12 protein-coding genes, 5 tRNA genes and 2 rRNA genes are annotated in these 17,849 nt (G+C 57.1%); 5 read left to right on the forward strand and 14 right to left on the reverse strand.

Annotated elements, in window-relative coordinates; genetic code table 11:
* Nucleotides 1-44: 44 nt before the first annotated feature.
* From CACC_RS09610 to ramA, 4 genes are all read right to left on the reverse strand, one after another.
* Nucleotides 45-3,125: ribosomal RNA gene (locus CACC_RS09610) — 23S ribosomal RNA — on the reverse strand.
* A gap of 514 nt (nucleotides 3,126-3,639) precedes the next feature.
* Nucleotides 3,640-5,157 (reverse strand): 16S ribosomal RNA (locus CACC_RS09615).
* The 16S and 23S rRNA genes sit together here, the layout of an rRNA operon.
* Nucleotides 5,158-5,769: 612 nt before the next feature.
* On the reverse strand, nucleotides 5,770-7,038 hold the full coding sequence (gene murA / locus CACC_RS09620) for a UDP-N-acetylglucosamine 1-carboxyvinyltransferase (RefSeq protein ID WP_005279643.1): 1,269 nt from the start codon (nucleotides 7,036-7,038) through the stop codon (nucleotides 5,770-5,772).
* 21 nt (nucleotides 7,039-7,059) lie between these two features.
* Nucleotides 7,060-7,899 carry an acetate metabolism transcriptional regulator RamA gene (gene ramA / locus CACC_RS09625; RefSeq protein ID WP_005279642.1) on the reverse strand — a complete coding sequence of 280 codons (840 nt, stop codon included), beginning with the start codon at nucleotides 7,897-7,899 and terminating at the stop codon, nucleotides 7,060-7,062.
* 265 nt (nucleotides 7,900-8,164) lie between these two features.
* Here ramA and cysK point away from each other — a divergent pair, with 265 nt between their 5' ends.
* Entirely contained in the window at nucleotides 8,165-9,100 is a 936-nt protein-coding gene (gene cysK, locus CACC_RS09630) for a cysteine synthase A (RefSeq protein ID WP_005279639.1), read from the forward strand.
* Nucleotides 9,101-9,182: 82 nt separating this feature from the next.
* The gene (gene epsC, locus CACC_RS09635; protein ID WP_005279637.1) at nucleotides 9,183-9,746 is read left to right on the forward strand and encodes a serine O-acetyltransferase EpsC; all 564 of its coding nucleotides are present in this window, start codon (nucleotides 9,183-9,185) and stop codon (nucleotides 9,744-9,746) included.
* Between the two features lie 49 nt (nucleotides 9,747-9,795).
* Here the strand turns inward: epsC and CACC_RS09640 are convergent, their stop codons facing one another.
* From CACC_RS09640 to CACC_RS09660, 5 genes are all read right to left on the reverse strand, one after another.
* Nucleotides 9,796-10,077: a GNAT family N-acetyltransferase gene (locus tag CACC_RS09640; protein ID WP_167530828.1), complete on the reverse strand. Its 282-nt coding sequence runs from the start codon at nucleotides 10,075-10,077 to the stop codon at nucleotides 9,796-9,798.
* Between the two features lie 56 nt (nucleotides 10,078-10,133).
* Nucleotides 10,134-10,206, reverse strand: a tRNA-Phe gene (locus CACC_RS09645).
* Between the two features lie 19 nt (nucleotides 10,207-10,225).
* Nucleotides 10,226-10,299: transfer RNA gene (locus tag CACC_RS09650), tRNA-Asp, on the reverse strand.
* Nucleotides 10,300-10,489: 190 nt separating this feature from the next.
* Nucleotides 10,490-10,563 (reverse strand) — tRNA-Asp (locus CACC_RS09655).
* 35 nt (nucleotides 10,564-10,598) lie between these two features.
* Nucleotides 10,599-10,674 (reverse strand) — tRNA-Glu (locus CACC_RS09660).
* Nucleotides 10,675-10,756: 82 nt separating this feature from the next.
* Here CACC_RS09660 and CACC_RS09665 point away from each other — a divergent pair.
* Nucleotides 10,757-11,089, forward strand: a complete 333-nt coding sequence (locus tag CACC_RS09665) for a metal-sensitive transcriptional regulator (protein WP_005279633.1) — start codon at nucleotides 10,757-10,759, stop codon at nucleotides 11,087-11,089.
* Between the two features lie 31 nt (nucleotides 11,090-11,120).
* On the opposite strand, the gene CACC_RS09670 is transcribed toward CACC_RS09665, so the two are convergent.
* Together CACC_RS09670 and scpC are read right to left on the reverse strand one after the other, a co-directional pair.
* A tRNA-Lys gene (locus CACC_RS09670) sits at nucleotides 11,121-11,193 on the reverse strand.
* A 126-nt stretch (nucleotides 11,194-11,319) separates the two neighbouring features.
* Nucleotides 11,320-12,822: a succinyl-CoA:acetate CoA-transferase ScpC gene (gene scpC / locus CACC_RS09675; protein WP_005279631.1), complete on the reverse strand. Its 1,503-nt coding sequence runs from the start codon at nucleotides 12,820-12,822 to the stop codon at nucleotides 11,320-11,322.
* 192 nt (nucleotides 12,823-13,014) lie between these two features.
* Here scpC and dusB point away from each other — a divergent pair, with 192 nt between their 5' ends.
* Both dusB and phoU read left to right on the forward strand, forming a co-directional pair.
* Nucleotides 13,015-14,160, forward strand: coding sequence for a tRNA dihydrouridine synthase DusB (dusB, locus tag CACC_RS09680; protein WP_005279629.1), 1,146 nt, complete (start codon nucleotides 13,015-13,017; stop codon nucleotides 14,158-14,160).
* Nucleotides 14,161-14,218: 58 nt separating this feature from the next.
* Nucleotides 14,219-14,947, forward strand: a complete 729-nt coding sequence (gene phoU, locus CACC_RS09685; RefSeq protein ID WP_005279628.1) for a phosphate signaling complex protein PhoU — start codon at nucleotides 14,219-14,221, stop codon at nucleotides 14,945-14,947.
* A gap of 84 nt (nucleotides 14,948-15,031) precedes the next feature.
* Here phoU and pstB read toward each other — a convergent pair whose 3' ends face one another.
* From pstB to pstC, 3 genes are read right to left on the reverse strand one after another with little or no spacing between them, the layout of a single operon-like run.
* Nucleotides 15,032-15,805: a phosphate ABC transporter ATP-binding protein PstB gene (pstB, locus tag CACC_RS09690; protein WP_005279626.1), complete on the reverse strand. Its 774-nt coding sequence runs from the start codon at nucleotides 15,803-15,805 to the stop codon at nucleotides 15,032-15,034.
* 51 nt (nucleotides 15,806-15,856) lie between these two features.
* Nucleotides 15,857-16,771 carry a phosphate ABC transporter permease PstA gene (gene pstA, locus CACC_RS09695; protein WP_005279624.1) on the reverse strand — a complete coding sequence of 305 codons (915 nt, stop codon included), beginning with the start codon at nucleotides 16,769-16,771 and terminating at the stop codon, nucleotides 15,857-15,859.
* 12 nt (nucleotides 16,772-16,783) lie between these two features.
* Entirely contained in the window at nucleotides 16,784-17,836 is a 1,053-nt protein-coding gene (gene pstC / locus CACC_RS09700) for a phosphate ABC transporter permease subunit PstC (protein WP_005279622.1), read from the reverse strand.
* Between the last annotated feature and the right edge of the window lie 13 nt (nucleotides 17,837-17,849).

Consider the following 17,849-nt stretch of genomic DNA (forward strand, 5'->3'; position numbering starts at 1 on the left):
ACTCTTCAACTTCCCTTAAACCACATGGTGTTTGGGTTGTTGTGGTGTGTTTGTTTTGGTCAATTAGTACCAGTAGCCTTCACACCTTACAGTGCTTCCAAGTCTGGCCTATCTACCCCATAGTCTTTAGGGGACCTCAAAAGAAACCTCATCTTAAAACAGGCTTCCCGCTTAGATGCTTTCAGCGGTTATCCCTTCCGTACGTAGCCAACCAGCGATACCCCTGGCGGGATAACTGGCACACTAGAGGTACGTCCGTCCCGGTCCTCTCGTACTAGGGACAGCCTTCTTCAAGTTTCAACGCGCGCGGCGGATAGAGACCGAACTGTCTCACGACGTTCTGAACCCAGCTCGCGTGCCGCTTTAATGGGCGAACAGCCCAACCCTTGGGACCTACTCCAGCCCCAGGATGCGACGAGCCGACATCGAGGTGCCAAACCATCCCGTCGATATGGACTCTTGGGGAAGATCAGCCTGTTATCCCCGGGGTACCTTTTATCCGTTGAGCGACACCACATCCACAAGTAGGTGCCGGATCACTAGTCCCGACTTTCGTCCCTGCTCGACATGTCTGTCTCACAGTCAAGCTCCCTTGTGCACTTACACTCACCACCTGATTGCCAACCAGGCTGAGGGAACCTTTGGGCGCCTCCGTTACATTTTGGGAGGCAACCGCCCCAGTTAAACTACCCACCAGGCACTGTCCCCAACCCAGATCATGGGCCAAGGTTAGATGCTCAATCCGATCAGAGTGGTATTTCAACAACGACTCCACCACCACTAGCGTGACGGTTTCACAGTCTCCCACCTATCCTACACAAACCGAACCAAACACCAATACCAAGCTATAGTGAAGGTCCCGGGGTCTTTTCGTCCTGCCGCGCGTAACGAGCATCTTTACTCGTAATGCAATTTCACCGGGCCTGTGGTCGAGACAGCAGAGAAGTCGTTACGCCATTCGTGCAGGTCGGAACTTACCCGACAAGGAATTTCGCTACCTTAGGATGGTTATAGTTACCACCGCCGTTTACTGGGGCTTAAATTCTCAGCTTCGCAGCCAAAAGACTACTAACCGGTCCTCTTAACCTTCCAGCACCGGGCAGGCGTCAGTCCATATACATCAACTTAACGTCTTCGCATGGACCTGTGTTTTTGATAAACAGTCGCTTCCCTCTATTCTCTGCGACCCCACAACACTCCAACCGCAAGGGTCTTCACATCACAGGGCCCCCCTTCTCCCGAAGTTACGGGGGCATTTTGCCGAATTCCTTAACCACAGTTCACCCGAACGCCTTAGTATCTTCAACCTGACCACCTGTGTCGGTTTAGGGTACGGGCCATACACACACTCGCTAGAGGCTTTTCTCGACAGTACAGGATCACCACCATCAACCCTCATAGGGTCTACGCATCACGCCTCAACCTATATGTGTGGCGGATTTACCTACCACACGGCCTACACGCTTACACCACCAATCCACTAAGTGGCGCGGCTACCTCACTGCGTCACCCCATCACTTGAACCACACATCAGGCCCCACGACATCAACACCACCAACACTCAAAAAAGTGCCAAGGTAGCGTATCCGCAGTGGTTAGTATCCGTGCTTTATCATGGGCGCACATGTACGGGTACCAGAATATCAACTGGTTATCCATCGACTACGCCTGTCGGCCTCGCCTTAGGTCCCGACTCACCCTGGGAAGACGAACTTGACCCAGGAACCCTTAGTCATCCGGCGGTAAGGATTCTCACCTTACAATTCGTTACTCATGCCTGCATTCTCACTCGCACACAGTCCACGCCTCCTCACGGTAACGCTTCCACCCATGCACGACGCTCCCCTACCCAAACAACAAAAAATTGTTGCTTGCCGCGGCTTCGGCGGTGTACTTGAGCCCCACTACATTGTCGGCGCAGAACCACTCGACCAGTGAGCTATTACGCACTCTTTCAAGGATGGCTGCTTCTAAGCCAACCTCCTGGCTGTCTTCGCGATCCCACATCCTTTTCCACTTAGTACACCCTTAGGGGCCTTAACCGGCGATCTGGGCTGTTTCCCTCTCGACTATGAAGCTTATCCCCCACAGTCTCACTGCCGCACAACACAATTGATGGCATTCGGAGTTTGGCTGACATTGCTAAGATTGTAGTCCCGCTCAACCAACCAGTCGCTCTACCTCCACCAAGCTAATACGACGCTGCACCTAAATGCATTTCGGGGAGAACCAGCTATCACGGAGTTTGATTGGCCTTTCACCCCTACCCACAGCTCATCCCCGCAGTTTTCAACCTACGTGGGTTCGCGCCTCCACAACCTCTTACAGCTGCTTCACACTGGCCATGGGTAGATCACCCCGCTTCGGGTCCAGGACATGCCACTTATCACCCCATTAGGATTCGGTTTCCCTACGGCTACCCCACACGGGTTAACCTCGCGACATGCCGCTGACTCGCAGGCTCATTCTTCAAAAGGCACGCCATCACACAATAAAAAGTGCTCTGACGGATTGTAAGCACATGGTTTCAGGAACTATTTCACTCCCCTCCCGGGGTACTTTTCACCATTCCCTCACGGTACTATCCACTATCGGTCACACTGAGTATTTAGGCTTACCGGGTGGTCCCGGCAGATTCACAACAGATTCCACGAGCCCGTTGCTACTCGGGAACCCAACAACCCCCACATCATCATCTTCAGCTACAGGACTCTCACCTACTCCGGTGGGCCATTCCAAACCACTTCACCTAACAACAATGCAAAAAAGGGCGTGCCACTGGTAGATGACACAAAATCAGGCCCCACAACACCGCACACACAACCCCTACCAGGTATCACATGCACACGGTTTAGCCTCATCCACGTTCGTTCGCCACTACTAGCAGAATCATTATTATTTTCTCCTCCTACGGGTACTGAGATGTTTCACTTCCCCGCGTAACCCCCACAACAGCTATGAATTCACTGAAGGGTAACCCCACATAACCAGGGCCAGGTTTCCCCATTCGGACATCCTCGGATCAACGCTTTATTGACAACTCCCCGAGGCTTAACGCAGCCTTACACGTCCTTCATCGGCTCAGCATGCCAAGGCATCCACCATGCGCCCTAAATAACGAACACACCAACCACCACACACAAACCACACAACACGAAGCCATGCAGCCAGCATGTGGCAGCAACAAGTGAACTTGACAAAATAAACAAAAAGAAAAATCACATCACACACACAAGACACCACCCACAAAAGCAGGCGGCATCATGTGAGATGCTCGCGTCCACTATACAGTTCTCACACAACACCCCAACCAGCAACACACACCACACAACACACGGCATGCATCAACTAGTCAGGCACACACAAAAGGGGGATAATGCCCCAGACACCCAACAATGCACCAACGACTTACCAATCAACTTTACTTCCTGTATGCATGGACACTTTTACGCATGTCACAAAGCACTGTCTCAACACTTAGACCCTGCTGATTAAGGTGTATGTCCTACCCGGAATTTCCAAACATCGGTGGCAGCAGAACACTCGCCTACTCAACCACCAACCCACCATCAAACAACAGTGGACAACCCACAACTGTGGGTCATGGCTGCAACTGCAGCCAAAATAAAAGCTCCTTAGAAAGGAGGTGATCCACCCGCACCTTCCGGTACGGGTACCTTGTTACGACTTCGTCCCAATCGCCGATCCCACCTTCGACGGCTCCCTAACACGTTTAGGCCACCGGCTTCGGGTGTTACCAACTTTCATGACGTGACGGGCGGTGTGTACAAGGCCCGGGAACGTATTCACCGCAGCATTGCTGATCTGCGATTACTAGCGACTCCGACTTCATGGGGTCGAGTTGCAGACCCCAATCCGAACTAAGGCCGGCTTTCAGCGATTCGCTCCACCTCACAGTGTCGCAGCGCGTTGTACCGACCATTGTAGCATGTGTGAAGCCCTGGACATAAGGGGCATGATGATTTGACGTCATCCCCACCTTCCTCCGAGTTAACCCCGGCAGTCTCTCATGAGTCCCCAACCAAATGCTGGCAACATAAGACAAGGGTTGCGCTCGTTGCGGGACTTAACCCAACATCTCACGACACGAGCTGACGACAACCATGCACCACCTGTACACCAACCACAAAGGGAAACTACATCTCTGCAGCGATCTGGTGTATGTCAAGCCCAGGTAAGGTTCTTCGCGTTGCATCGAATTAATCCACATGCTCCGCCGCTTGTGCGGGCCCCCGTCAATTCCTTTGAGTTTTAGCCTTGCGGCCGTACTCCCCAGGCGGGGCGCTTAATGCGTTAGCTACGGCACGAAAGTCGTAGAAAGACCCTCACACCTAGCGCCCACCGTTTACGGCATGGACTACCAGGGTATCTAATCCTGTTCGCTACCCATGCTTTCGCTCCTCAGCGTCAGTAACTGCCCAGTAACCTGCCTTCGCCATCGGTGTTCCTCCTGATATCTGCGCATTTCACCGCTACACCAGGAATTCCAGTTACCCCTACAGCACTCAAGTTATGCCCGTATCGCCTGCACGCCCGGAGTTAAGCCCCAGAATTTCACAGACGACGCGACAAACCACCTACGAGCCCTTTACGCCCAGTAATTCCGGACAACGCTCGCACCCTACGTATTACCGCGGCTGCTGGCACGTAGTTAGCCGGTGCTTCTTATCTAGGTACCGTCACAAAAAGCTTCGTCCCTAGCGAAAGGAGTTTACAACCCGAAGGCCTTCATCCCCCACGCGGCGTCGCTGCATCAGGCTTGCGCCCATTGTGCAATATTCCCCACTGCTGCCTCCCGTAGGAGTCTGGGCCGTATCTCAGTCCCAATGTGGCCGTACACCCTCTCAGGCCGGCTACCCGTCGCCGCCTTGGTAGGCCATTACCCCACCAACAAGCTGATAGGCCGCGAGCTCATCCTACACCGAAAAAACTTTCCAACCACCACACTAAAGATGGTTCCTATCCGGTATTAGACCCAGTTTCCCAAGCTTATCCCGAAGTGCAGGGCAGATCACCCACGTGTTACTCACCCGTTCGCCACTCGAGTACCCTGCAAGCAGGGCCTTTCCGTTCGACTTGCATGTGTTAAGCACGCCGCCAGCGTTCGTCCTGAGCCAGGATCAAACTCTCCACAAAAAGAATTTCAGAACAACAAAATCCTGAAAAGGCCGTGAAAAGCCCAAACCTAACCAAAAGAACAAACCACCACAAACCCACAAAAGCAGGCCCATGCTGGCGTCCAAAAATTACTACAAAGAAAAATAAACTGCCTCCCCAACCCGACGGGGCACAAAAAAGGGAGACAAAAAAGTTGAACACAATCACATGCCAACCAATCCATCAATGCAGCCGAAACACTAAACAGTATTCAAAAAGATGCGTATTCCAACACCTTACCGGCACACACCAACCAACAAGCACACTAGGCTTGCCGGCCAACAGACCAATCAACACACAACCATGCACACAAAAATAAAAAATAAGTACATTGGCACACTATTGAGTTCTCAAACAACATCCACACACCACAAGAAAATTAACCAAACGTTAACCTCTCAGCGGCGGCTCGTACCAACTTACCCAACAACCTGAACCAAGTCAAATCCTCGAGCCAAGTCAGTACACAAAGTCACAAACAAGTAACCAACCGGCTACCTCTCGGCGACTTCGATAAAGTTACACCCAACCCCGAAAAACACACAAATCCCCAGCACACACCGTAAAAATGCGTACTGGGGAGAGGTTAATTTAGAAGAGTTCTTCTTCCTGCGTCCTTTCGATGGTGGCTCCAAGCCGCGAAAGGTTCTCCACAAAGTGGGGATAGCCGCGGTCAATATGGAAGACATCGTGAACGGTCGTGGCTTCGTCTGCGCACAGCGCGGAGAGGACCAGGCCGGCTCCGGCGCGAATATCGGAGCTCCACACGTGCGTAGAAGAAAGATGTTCCTTACCGCGCACCACCACGTGGTGGCCATCTACTTGGGCATCGGCACCCAGGCGCAGCATCTCGTCAACGAAGCGGAACCGGGATTCAAAGACGTTCTCCGTGATCACGGTGGTTCCTTCGGCGATGGCGGAAATGCCGATGGCCATGGGTTGGAGGTCCGTCGGAAAGCCTGGGAAAGGCAACGTCTGGTAATCCACCGCGGTGGGGCGCTTTTCCATGCGCACGCGGAAGCCGTTTTCATAGGTTTCAATATCCGCACCGGCGGACTTCAGCTTTTCCAGCGGAAGGTGCAGGTGGCGCGGGGCAATGCCGCCGACGGTGATATCGCCTTGCGTCATGGCGGCGGCATAAGCCCAAGTGCCGGCCACGATGCGGTCACCGATGACCTCGTGCTCCGTGGGATTGAGCCGCTCGACTCCGTGGATGGTGACCTCAGAGGTGCCCTCGCCCTCGATATTGGCACCCATGGATTTCAACATCTCGCACAGGTCCACGATCTCCGGCTCGCGGGCGGCATTGTGGAGGACGGTGGTGCCTTCGGCCAAGACGGCGGCGGTCAAAATGTTTTCCGTCGCACCAACGGAAGGAAAGTCCAAGCGGATGGTGGAGCCGCGAAGCTCGGAGGCCTCAGCCACCACGGCGCCGTGTTCAATGCGCGTGGTAGCGCCGAGCTTTTCCAAGCCGGTCTGGTGCATATCGAGCGGGCGGGAGCCAATGGCGTCACCGCCGGGCAGCGCTACCTTGGCATGCCCGCAGCGCGAGGTCAGTGGGCCTAGGACGCATACCGATGCCCTGAATTGGCGAACCGCATCAAAGTCCGCGTTCGATTGCGGCTTCGCGGGGGTGGTGATGCGAACGGTGCTGCCATCGATTGTCACCTCGCAGCCCAAACCTTCGAGCACCTTCTTCATCAAAGGTACGTCCAGAATCTCTGGGCAATTGGTCAGCGTCGTCGTCCCCTCCGCCAACAATGCGGCGGCCATGAGCTTAAGGACGCTGTTTTTGGCGCCATCTACTTTGACGGTACCTGCAAGGCGGGCACCGCCGGAAACAATAAACTGATCTTTCACAGGTTTCTACGCTACCGGTAATCAGGGCAACGCGCCGATCCGGCGGGCTGCATTGACGGCTTCGTAGCGAGTATGCGCCCCCAACTTGCGCATCACGGAGCGCAGGTAGGATTTCACGGTTTCGGCGCCAATGCCCATTTCTTCTGCCGCTTCGACATTGGTGTGGCCGAGCGCCACGCAGGAAAGGACATCGAGCTCGCGGGCGGACAGCTTGGTTGATTGCTTCACGCGCACCGGAGAAACCATCTGATCGCAGAGTGCCTCAAGTTCCTTGCGCAATTCCTCGTCCTCGACGCGGTTGGCTAGCATGCGCAGCTTGGAGTGGGTGGAACGAACCTGTTCCCATTCCGCACCGTTCATGGCGTGACCGCGGGAAGCGCCTCCCTTTCCGCCATCGGCGCGGCGCATCGCGGAATTGACCGCAAGGTCTTGCTCCAGGGTCCGGGCCGTCATCGTTACTTCCTCGATGACCTTATCTCCCAAGCGCACCGGGGAGTGCACGCCAACGTAGAGCACTCCGCGGATTTCACGCTGCACAGTAACGGGCACGGCCACGATCGAGTGCAGGCCTTCGTCTTGAATGACGCTGTCGTTCTCGTGGGAAATGGTGGTAGCCCGCGTGTAGTCCGATACGCCCACCGCGCGGCGGGTGGTAATCACGCGCCCGCCGACGCCCACGCCGGCATCGATAAGCAGATTCTGCAGCGCCGGCGTACGCAGGCCCACCCACTGGGTAATTTGCAGGCGGTTATCCGCCAATAATGTCGCGTACATCGTCACCGGGATTCCGGTGGCGGTTTTGAGGGACGACAGTGCCGCGCGTACGGATTCTTCATCATCTTTGAGGCGATGCGACTCCATGAGACTCTTTCCTCGTCGGGGGTAACCAAGCAGGTGCACCCGATATCCCCGAAAACTTGGGGACCAGCGGGTAACTACGTGGAATTATAGACAGCAAGTGGGGGTAATTCGAAATCGCCTCTTTGTTTCCCCAGCGGTGAATCCCACATTCCATGCCCGAATAGGCTGTCTGCAATAAATATACCACTCTGTCTACTTAAATAGTGTATCCTTACGCTTGTACCTGATTTGACCGCGAATCTGATTCCCAAAGGAGTCTTAATAAATGGCTATTTATAACAATGTCCTGGAGACCATCGGCGGTACCCCGCTCATCCGCATCAACCGCCTAGCAGAGGGCAAGGGCGCCACCGTGCTGGCCAAGGTAGAGTCCTTTAACCCTGGTAACTCCGTGAAGGACCGCATCGGTCTGGCCATCATCAAGGCCGCCGAGGAGTCCGGCGACCTGAAGCCGGGCGGCACCATCGTTGAGGCTACCTCCGGTAACACCGGCATTGCCCTGGCACTGGCTGGTGCGACCTTGGGCTATGACGTGGTCCTCACCATGCCAGAGACCATGTCCAACGAGCGCAAGGTGCTGCTGCGCGCATACGGTGCAGAAATCATCCTGACCCCGGGCGCTGCCGGCATGCAGGGTGCGGTTGACAAGGCCAACGAGATCGTCGCCGAGCGCGGCAACGCCATCCTGGCTTCCCAGTTCGCTAACGAGGCCAACCCCAAGATCCACGAGTCCACCACCGGCCCGGAGATCTGGGAAGACGCCGAGGGCAATGTCGATGCCTTCGTCGCTGGCGTCGGCACCGGCGGCACCATCACCGGTGCAGGCCGCTACCTGAAGTCCAAGAACCCAGACGTCTACCTCGCCGCCGTTGAACCGGCTGACTCCCCTGTCCTGTCTGAAGGCCAGGCAGGCCCGCACAAGATCCAGGGCCTGGGTGCCAACTTCGTGCCGGACGTGCTCAACCGCGAGCAGCTGGATGAGGTACTGACCGCCTCCCTCGAGGAGTCCATCAAGCTCTCCCGCGCCCTAGCTACCGAAGAGGGCTTGCTGGTTGGTATTTCCGCCGGCGCAAACCTCTCCGCCGCACTGAAGCTGGCTGAGCGCCCCGAGTTCGAGGGCAAGACCATCGTCGTTGTCCTGCCAGACTTTGGTGAGCGCTACGTTTCCACCGTTCTTTTTGAGGACATTCGCGAGGCATAATTAGCCCCGCAACCTAGTCCATGAATAAAAGGCACCCGTCAAGCTTGGCGGGTGCCTTTTTGTGACCAGTACTATAGTCCGCATGAGCATTATTAAATATATCCGCGAAGATTTAGCCAATGCCCGCGACCATGACCCAGCTGCCCGCGGCGACGTTGAGAACGCGATCGTCTATTCCGGCCTGCACGCCATCTGGTCTCACCGCGTCTCCCACTGGCTATGGAAGCGCGGCCTGCGGGGCCCTGCGCGCATCCTGGCCCAAATTAACCGCTTCTTTACCGGCATCGAGATCCACCCTGGTGCAACCATCGGTCGCCGCTTCTTTATCGACCACGGGATGGGCATTGTCATCGGCGAAACCGCGGAAATTGGCGATGGCGTCATGCTCTACCACGGCGTGACGCTCGGCGGTCAGGTGCTCACCCAGACCAAGCGCCACCCCACGGTGGAAGATAACGTCACCATCGGCGCAGGCGCCAAGGTCTTAGGCCCCATCACCATCGGGGCTGGTTCCGCCATCGGCGCCAATGCCGTGGTGACGAAGGACGTCCCGGCCGATCACATCGCCGTGGGTATCCCCGCCCAAAACCGGCCTTCAAATAGGCATGAGCGGGTCAAACTCGTGGATCCGGACTACTACATCTAAATAGACTAAAAGCGGCCCACAGGCTTATGTGGGCCGCTTTTTGCTGTGCTTAACCGCGCAGCAGATCCTGGTATTCGGAGTTCTTGTCCATAAAGTGCGCCACTGCGGAACAGGTGGCGATGACCTTCATGCCGGCCTCCCGGGTTTCATCGAGGGCCGCCTTAATCAGCGGGGAGGATAAGCCCTGGCCGCGGAAGTCATCCCCGATGACCGTGTGATTAAATTCGCGGGTATCACCGGAATCTACGTACTCGCAGATTCCTGCCTCCACACCATCAACGGTGAGCACGAAACGGGACAAATCGGACTGATGAGAAATTGCTTTTTCCATGTCCCCCATTAAACCAAAAATGGCCCCTCCTTGATAATAAGAAGGGACCATAGTTGTGGCCAGAGCCAGGATCGAACTGGCGACCCCACACTTTTCAGGCGTGTGCTCTACCGACTGAGCTATCTGGCCAGAAACCCGAAGGTTTCCGCGACCTTGACGGGACTTGAACCCGCGACCTCCGCCGTGACAGGGCGGCGCGCTAACCAACTGCGCCACAAGGCCATTTTCAGTTTTGTATGCCTCTTGGGCACGGGTAGTTACTTTACACAGCAGTCTAGAAACAACACAAATCAGCACTACAAAGGCGGTTTTCCCGCGCTTGCCGATGCCCCTGCATCAAGGTGGCACCACCACACAGCGGCCTAAAACCAAAAAAGAACAGCACCCGCCGAAGCGTGTACTGTTCAGAATGCGACCTTGACGGGACTTGAACCCGCGACCTCCGCCGTGACAGGGCGGCGCGCTAACCAACTGCGCCACAAGGCCAAATGAGAAATTATTTAGAACCAACACGAAAGTGTTGGTACCCCCAACGGGATTCGAACCCGTGCCGCTGCCGTGAAAGGGCAGTGTCCTAGGCCGCTAGACGATGGGGGCCAGTCGCTTCTTGGCGACTTCTAGAAATATACTGGAGACATCACCAAGAAACAAAATCGCTCCCCCAGAAGGAGTTTTTACCATGTCTGAGCAGCAGAAAACCTGTTCCTGCCACGAGCCGGATGTACACGGATACAACGCCGATAGTAAGAGCAAAGCGCGTTATCTGGCGCGCCTAAAGCGCATCGAAGGCCAGGCGCGCGGGATTCACCGCATGGTCGATGAGGACCAGTACTGCATCGATATCATCACCCAAATCTCCGCGGTGACCTCCGCACTAGAGAACGTCTCTCTGGCGCTCTTAGAGGACCATATAGAGCACTGCGTGGCCGGTGCGGCGGCCGAGGACGGCGAGGTGGCTAAGGAGAAGCTAGCGGAGGCTATGCACGCCATTAAGAAGCTCGTAAAAAACTAGAAAAGGAGCCGCCCGAAGGCGGCTCCTGATGTGGGCCCTGTGGGGATCGAACCCACGACCTGCGGATTAAAAGTCCGTAGCTCTACCAACTGAGCTAAAGGCCCAACGTCGTTCTATATTAGCGTGTTGACTTTTAGATCTCCTAATTCACCCCTCGCCTGAAAGCATCCACACACAGCAAAAGGAGGGCTTCCCAGCCGGGAGGCCCTCCTTTGCCATGGCGGTGGAGATTAACCGCGCATGTCACCCTTTTCCATGAAGTTAACCTGGAAGTCGAAGGCGGACTTCAAGTCGTGCGGGGTGTGCTGGAACTTGTTTTCCTTCGCACGCTCGTAGTACTCCTCCAACAGCGGACGGTAGTCCGGGTGAGCCACGGCGATAATCTTCTCTACGCGCTGCTTTGGAGCCAGGCCACGCAGGTCAGCCACACCGTATTCGGTGATGATGACCATGGTGTCGTGCTCGGTGTGGTCCGTGTGGGATACAAACGGAACCAGGGCGGAGATGGCGCCATCCTTCGCGATGGACGGGGACACGAAGGTGGAGATGTACGCGTTACGGGTGAAGTCACCAGAGCCACCGGTGCCGTTCATGATGCGGGAACCGGACACGTTGGTGGAGTTGATGTTGCCGTAGATGTCTCCCTCGATCATGCCGTTGGAAGAAATCAGGCCGACGCGGCGGATGACCTCAGGGTGGTTGGAAATCTGCTGCGGGCGCAGGATGATGTGGTTGCGGTAGCGGTCTGCCTCCGCGTTCATCTTTTCTGCGTACTCCGGCGACAGTGCGAAGGAGGTTGCAGAAGCCACGGTCATCTTGCCGGCATCGATAAGATCGAGCATGCCGTCCTGGATGACCTCGGTGTATGCCTGGATGTTTTCGAACTTGGAGTCCAAAAGGCCTGCCATCACGGCGTTCGGCACGTTACCCACGCCGGACTGCATGATGAACTTGTCGTACTCAAGGCGGCCTGCGGCAACCTCGCCCTCCAAGAACTCGATGAAGTTAGCGGCGATCTTCTCAGAGGTCTCGTCCGGCTCGCGGAATGGAGCGTTACGGTCGGCCGAGTTGGTCTTAACAACTGCAACGACCTTCTCCTCTGGGATCTCCATGTAGGTGGTACCGATGCGGTCGCCCGGCTTGTTAATCGGGATGGGCTGGCGGTTAGGCAGCTTGTCGATGCGGTAGATGTCGTGCATGCCCTCAAGGTTCTCGGACTGCCACTCGTTGATCTCGATGATGATCTTGTCTGCAGCCTCGACGAACTCGAGGTTATTGCCCACTGCGGAAGAAGGCACGATATTGCCTTCCTCGGTAATGCGTACGGCCTCGATGATGGCTACCTGGAAGTCACCGTAGAAGCCTTCTTCTACCTGCTGGCCCAGGTGGGACAGGTGAATGTCCTGGTAGAGTGCGGTGCCATCGTTGAACTGCTTACGCAGCAGCGGGTCAGAGTTGTACGGGGAGCGGAAGTTAATGGCTTCCGCCTCTGCCAAAACACCGTCGCAGTCCGGGGCGGTAGAAGCACCGGAGAAGAGGTCAATCTTGAACTCTTCGCCCTTGTCATGCAGCGCCTTCGCCTTATCTGCAATGGCGGTAGGCAGCCCCTTGGGGTAACCGGCGCCGGTGAAGCCGGAGATGCCTACGCGGTCACCATTGTTGACGTGCTTCGCAGCCTCTTCTGCAGAAACTACGAGCTTCTCAAACGGGGCGTATGCGATTCTATCGGACAACTGTCATCCTCCTTTATCTGCGAGTAGACCGGGGTTACGGCCAACCCAATTTAGTTACACAGACCACAGTAGCGAAAATTAACGTTTTTGCCACCATCATTGTGTGATCTTCACCCCAATCATGGGAATCCTCGGTAACCACCACCTTGCTGTTAGTTGCTAAATTCCGCCGTTAACGAGCACAATTAGGGCGTGAATTTGCGCATTGGAAACTATGACCTCTCCTCCCCCGTCATCCTCGCCCCCATGGCGGGGGTAACCAACGTTGCCTTCCGCACGTTGTGCCGGGAACAGGAGCTGGCCCGCACCGGGACGGTATCGGGCTTGTATGTCTGCGAGATGGTCACCGCGCGCGCCTTGGTGGAGCGCAACGAGAAAACCATGCACATGACCACCTTTGCCCCGAATGAGGATCCGCGGTCCCTGCAGATTTATACGGTGGACCCGGAATACACCTATAAGGCCGCCAAGATCATCGTGGATGAGAACTTGGCTGACCATATCGACATGAATTTCGGTTGCCCCGTCCCCAAGGTGACCAGGCGTGGCGGCGGCTCTGCCCTTCCCTATAAGCGCCGCCTGTTTGGCAATATCGTCTCTGCCGCCGTCAAGGCCACCGAGGGCACGAATATCCCCGTCACGGTGAAGATGCGCGTGGGCATCGATGACGAGCACCACACGCACCTCGATGCCGGGCGCATCGCCGTGGATTCCGGCGCCGCCGCCGTGACCTTGCACGGGCGCACGGCCGCGCAGCGCTACTCCGGCGATGCTCGGTGGGATGAGATCGCCCGGCTCAAGGAGCACCTGGCGGATACTGGCGTTCCGGTGCTGGGCAATGGCGACATTTTCCGCGCCGATGACGCCCGCCGCATGATGGAGGCTACGGGCTGCGATGGCGTGCAGGTCGGCCGCGGTTGCCTGGGCCGGCCGTGGCTCTTCGCGGAGCTGGGCGCTGCCCTACGCGGCGAGTCTATTCCCGCCGAACCAACCTTGGGCGAGGTCACCCAGGTCATTCTCCGCCACGCAGAGCTGCTCGCCCAGCACGAGGGCGAGGATCACGCGTCCAGGGACATCCGCAAGCACATTGGCTGGTACCTGCGCGGCTTCCCCGTCGGCGGGCAGGTCCGCGCTGGCTTGGCCAAGGTGGATTCCCTAGAGAGCCTGCGCGAATTGCTGGCGCCCTGGGCGGATTCTGATGCCTTGGCTGCCGATGCCGATGGTGCGCGGGGACGCCAAGGCTCGCCCTCCAAGGTCGCGCTTCCCGATGGCTGGCTTGATGACCCCGAGGACGAATTCGTTCCGGTTGGCGCCGATATTTATAACTCTGGCGGTTAAACCCACACTGGTGTGACTCAGCAAGCATTTGCGCGGTTTGTGAGCTATCATTTCCTGCATGCGTACTGCCTACCGTGAGCATCTGGACAACTTCTCGCACGACCTCATCGTCATGTGCGATACCGTCCGCACCATCATGGATAAGGCCTCCCAGGCGTTGCTCGATCGCGCCTTGGAACCCGCGGAGGAAGCGCTTAGCCTCACCGAGGAACTCGATGAGATCCGCTCCCGCTGCTCCGAACGCGCGGTAAAGCTTTTAGCGCTAGAAAATCCCATGGCCCAGGATCTGCGCCAGGTGGTATCTTCCATTTACATCGTCGAAGACCTCTTCCGCATGGGACAGCTAGCCCAGCACATTGCCGATGCCGCGCGCCGCCGCCACCCAGAGGCCGTCGTGCCCGCTGAATACCTCGGGTTCATGGAAGAAATGTTCCGCCTGACCCAGGAAATGGGTTCCGTGGTGCACGATATTTTGGTCACCCCTGATGCCGAGCTCTCCGTCAACCTGCGTTCCGATGATGATGCGGTGGACGATATTAACCACCACCTGCTGCGAATCCTCACCCAGCGCGAATGGGAAGGAACGGTGCGACAGGCCGTAGAGACGGCGCAGATTACCCGCTACTACGAGCGCTACGCCGATCACTGCGTCTCCGTGGCTGGGCGCATCATTTACTTTGCCACCGGCCTATTGCCAGAGGAGTTTGAAAGAAAACTCCAAGAGGACCAAAAGGACGCCGAGTTCGAGGCCCGCATGAGCGAATTGGAACGCCAATTCCGCCGCTAGGACCATAGACCTAAAACTGCCACAAGGGCGGTACCTCCCTGCGCTGGAGGTACCGCCCTTGTCGGACAATCAGGGGGCTACGTATTAGCCGAAGCGACCGGAGATGTAATCCTCGGTCTCCTTCTGGGAAGGGTTCTCAAAGATGCGGGTGGTTTCATCGAATTCCACCAGGTGGCCCGGCTTACCGGTAGCTTCCAAGGAGAAGAAACCGGTCTTATCGGACACGCGGGCGGCCTGCTGCATGTTGTGGGTCACGATGACGATGGTGAAGTTTTCCTTCAGCTCGTGGATAAGATCCTCCACGGCCAGGGTGGAAATTGGGTCCAGTGCGGAGCAGGGCTCGTCCATCAGCAGGACTTCTGGCTCCACGGCGATCGCGCGGGCGATGCACAGGCGCTGTTGCTGACCACCAGAAAGGCCGCCGCCCGGTTTATCCAGGCGGTCCTTGACCTCGTCCCAGAGGTTGGCGCCGCGCAGGGACTGTTCGGCGACTTCCTTGAGCTTCTTCTTATTCTTTTCACCGGATAGCTTCAGGCCGGCAACCACGTTGTCCTCGATGGACATGGTGGGAAATGGGTTGGCCTTCTGGAAGACCATGCCGATGGTATTGCGCACGGATACAGGGTCCACCTTGGGGCCGTAGATATTGGTGCCATCGAGCAGGATCTCGCCCTTGACGGATGCGCCAGGGATGACCTCGTGCATGCGGTTCAAGGTGCGCAGCACGGTGGACTTACCGCAGCCGGAGGGGCCGATGAAGGCGGTCACGGCCTGCGCCGGGATCTGCATATTTACGTTCTGTACGGCGTGAAAATCGCCGTAGAAAATATCGACGTCATTGAGCTCGAGCTTAGACATTGTGGAGGTTTCTCCTCTTAAGGGGTGTATAAGTGGCGGAATCGAGAGCGGCTATTTCTTGACCGAGAACTTCGCGGAAATTACGCGCGCCGCGATATTGAGGATGGCGATGAGGATGACCAGCGTCAGCGCTGCGCCCCACAGCTTATCCAGCACGGCAGGCTGCGCGCCGGCCTTGTACATATCAAGCATCATCAGCGGCAACGAAGACTGCGAGCCCTTAAACGCGTCCCAGTTGATGACCGAGGAGGAACCAACCAAGACCAGCACTGGGGAGGATTCACCCATCACGCGGGCAATGGCCAGCATGATGCCGGTCACGATACCGGACAGGGCGGTTGGCAGCACGATGCGTGCGATGGTCTTCCACTTGGGCACGCCGAGCGCATAGGAAGCCTCGCGCAGGTCCATGGGAACCACGCGCAGCATCTCTTCGGTATTGCGCACCACGATGGGAATCATCAACAGGACCAGGGACAGGGCGACGGCAAAGCCGGAGCGGCCAAAGCCAAAGAGTGTGATCCACATGGCGAAGATGAACAGCGCCGCGACGATGGAGGGCACGCCGGACAGGATGTCCACCATGAAGGTCGTGGTGCGGCCCAGCCAGCCACCCTTGGAGTATTCCACCAGGTAGATGGCAGTAAAGATGCCGATCGGGATGGATAGGATGGATGCTAGGGCGGTCTGGACAAAGGTACCGACGATGGCGTGGGCGGCACCGCCGCCTTCGGCGCTATTCATCACGCCGCGCTGGGACAGCGTCCACCAGTCAGCGGAGAAAATCACGCCGCTACCGCGCGAGATCAGCTCCCAGAGGACCCAGATCAAAGGGACCATCGCCAAGGCCATAGCGGCCCATACAACCACGGTGGCAATACTATTGGCCGCCTTGCGGGAACCGGAGATTTCCAGGAAGGTTGCCCCACCAGCGGAGGCAGGCTTGTTATTTGTCGTAGTAGTCATTGTTGTCCTTCCTTACTTGCTCTTCACGATGGCGCGGGCAATGGCGTTGACCACGAACGTCAGCAAGAACAGCATCAAACCGGCAGCGATATACGCACCGGCGCGCGTCTCGTTGCCGAACTCGGCAGCTGCGAGGGCGATGGCCGTGGCGAAGGTAGTACCGCCATCGAAAAGCGAGAAGCGGAAGTCCACCAGCGGCGAGACCACCATGTACAGCGCCATGGTTTCACCCAAAGCGCGGCCCAAGCCCAGCATGGAGCCGGCGACGTAGCCGGACATGCCGAAGGGCAGGACGGTCATGCGGATGACTTCCCAGCGCGTAGCGCCCAGTGCCAGGGCGGACTCGATCTGGCCGGGAGGGGTTTGCACGAAGACCTCGCGGGCGGTGGCGGCGATAATTGGCAGGATCATCACGGCGAGCACGATGCCACCGGTAAAGAGGTTGCGGCCGGTAGCAAAGGCGGGCGAATTATCGTAATGGGTAAACAGAAAGAACCCGCCGGCCCAGGATTCCAACCAGGTGTAGAAGCCGGACAGGGCCGGGCCGAGGACCTGCCAACCCCACAGGCCGTAAACGATGGACGGCACGGCGGCCAGCATGTCCACCAAGAAACCCAGCGGCTTAACCAGGCGTGCCGGGGCGTAGTTGGACAAGAAGATGGCAATCGCAAGCGCCACTGGCATGGCCAGGATCAGGGCGAAGACCGAGATGAGGACGGTGGTACCGAACATGGTCGGGATACCGAACTTCATCGCGGAGGTATCGGTGGTCTCCCACCGCTCACCGTGGGTGAAAAAGCCCAGCAGGCCATTCTCGTTCACGCTGAGCGCCGGCACGGCGCGCCAGATGAGGAAGGCAGCAATCGCCGCGATCATCACGGTAATCAGCGTGGCAGAGGCCGTGGAGAGGAATTCGAAAATGCGGTCACCGGGGCGCTTGACGGAGCTACCGGAGCTGGAGGTAGCCAAGTCATTCTCGTTATCGCCATGGGTATGAGGCTGTTCAACGCCAGAGACGGGAAGGGTCTCCGAGGTCGATGCCTTGGTGAGATTATTGTCTGCCATGAGACGTACTAAT

This window comes from Corynebacterium accolens, assembly GCF_023520795.1.
In the GTDB taxonomy this organism is placed as follows: Bacteria; Actinomycetota; Actinomycetes; order Mycobacteriales; family Mycobacteriaceae; genus Corynebacterium; species Corynebacterium accolens.

Bases quoted from the DNA above. Each gene is read 5' to 3' on its own strand.
- ramA (WP_005279642.1), bottom strand. From the start codon at position 7,899: ATGGAGTCGCATCGCCTCAAAGATGATGAAGAATCCGTACGCGCGGCA.
- cysK (WP_005279639.1), top strand. From the start codon at position 8,165: ATGGCTATTTATAACAATGTCCTGGAGACCATCGGCGGTACCCCGCTC.
- epsC (WP_005279637.1), top strand. From the start codon at position 9,183: ATGAGCATTATTAAATATATCCGCGAAGATTTAGCCAATGCCCGCGAC.
- CACC_RS09640 (WP_167530828.1), bottom strand. From the start codon at position 10,077: ATGGAAAAAGCAATTTCTCATCAGTCCGATTTGTCCCGTTTCGTGCTC.
- CACC_RS09665 (WP_005279633.1), top strand. From the start codon at position 10,757: ATGTCTGAGCAGCAGAAAACCTGTTCCTGCCACGAGCCGGATGTACAC.
- phoU (WP_005279628.1), top strand. From the start codon at position 14,219: ATGCGTACTGCCTACCGTGAGCATCTGGACAACTTCTCGCACGACCTC.
- pstB (WP_005279626.1), bottom strand. From the start codon at position 15,805: ATGTCTAAGCTCGAGCTCAATGACGTCGATATTTTCTACGGCGATTTT.
- pstA (WP_005279624.1), bottom strand. From the start codon at position 16,771: ATGACTACTACGACAAATAACAAGCCTGCCTCCGCTGGTGGGGCAACC.
- pstC (WP_005279622.1), bottom strand. From the start codon at position 17,836: ATGGCAGACAATAATCTCACCAAGGCATCGACCTCGGAGACCCTTCCC.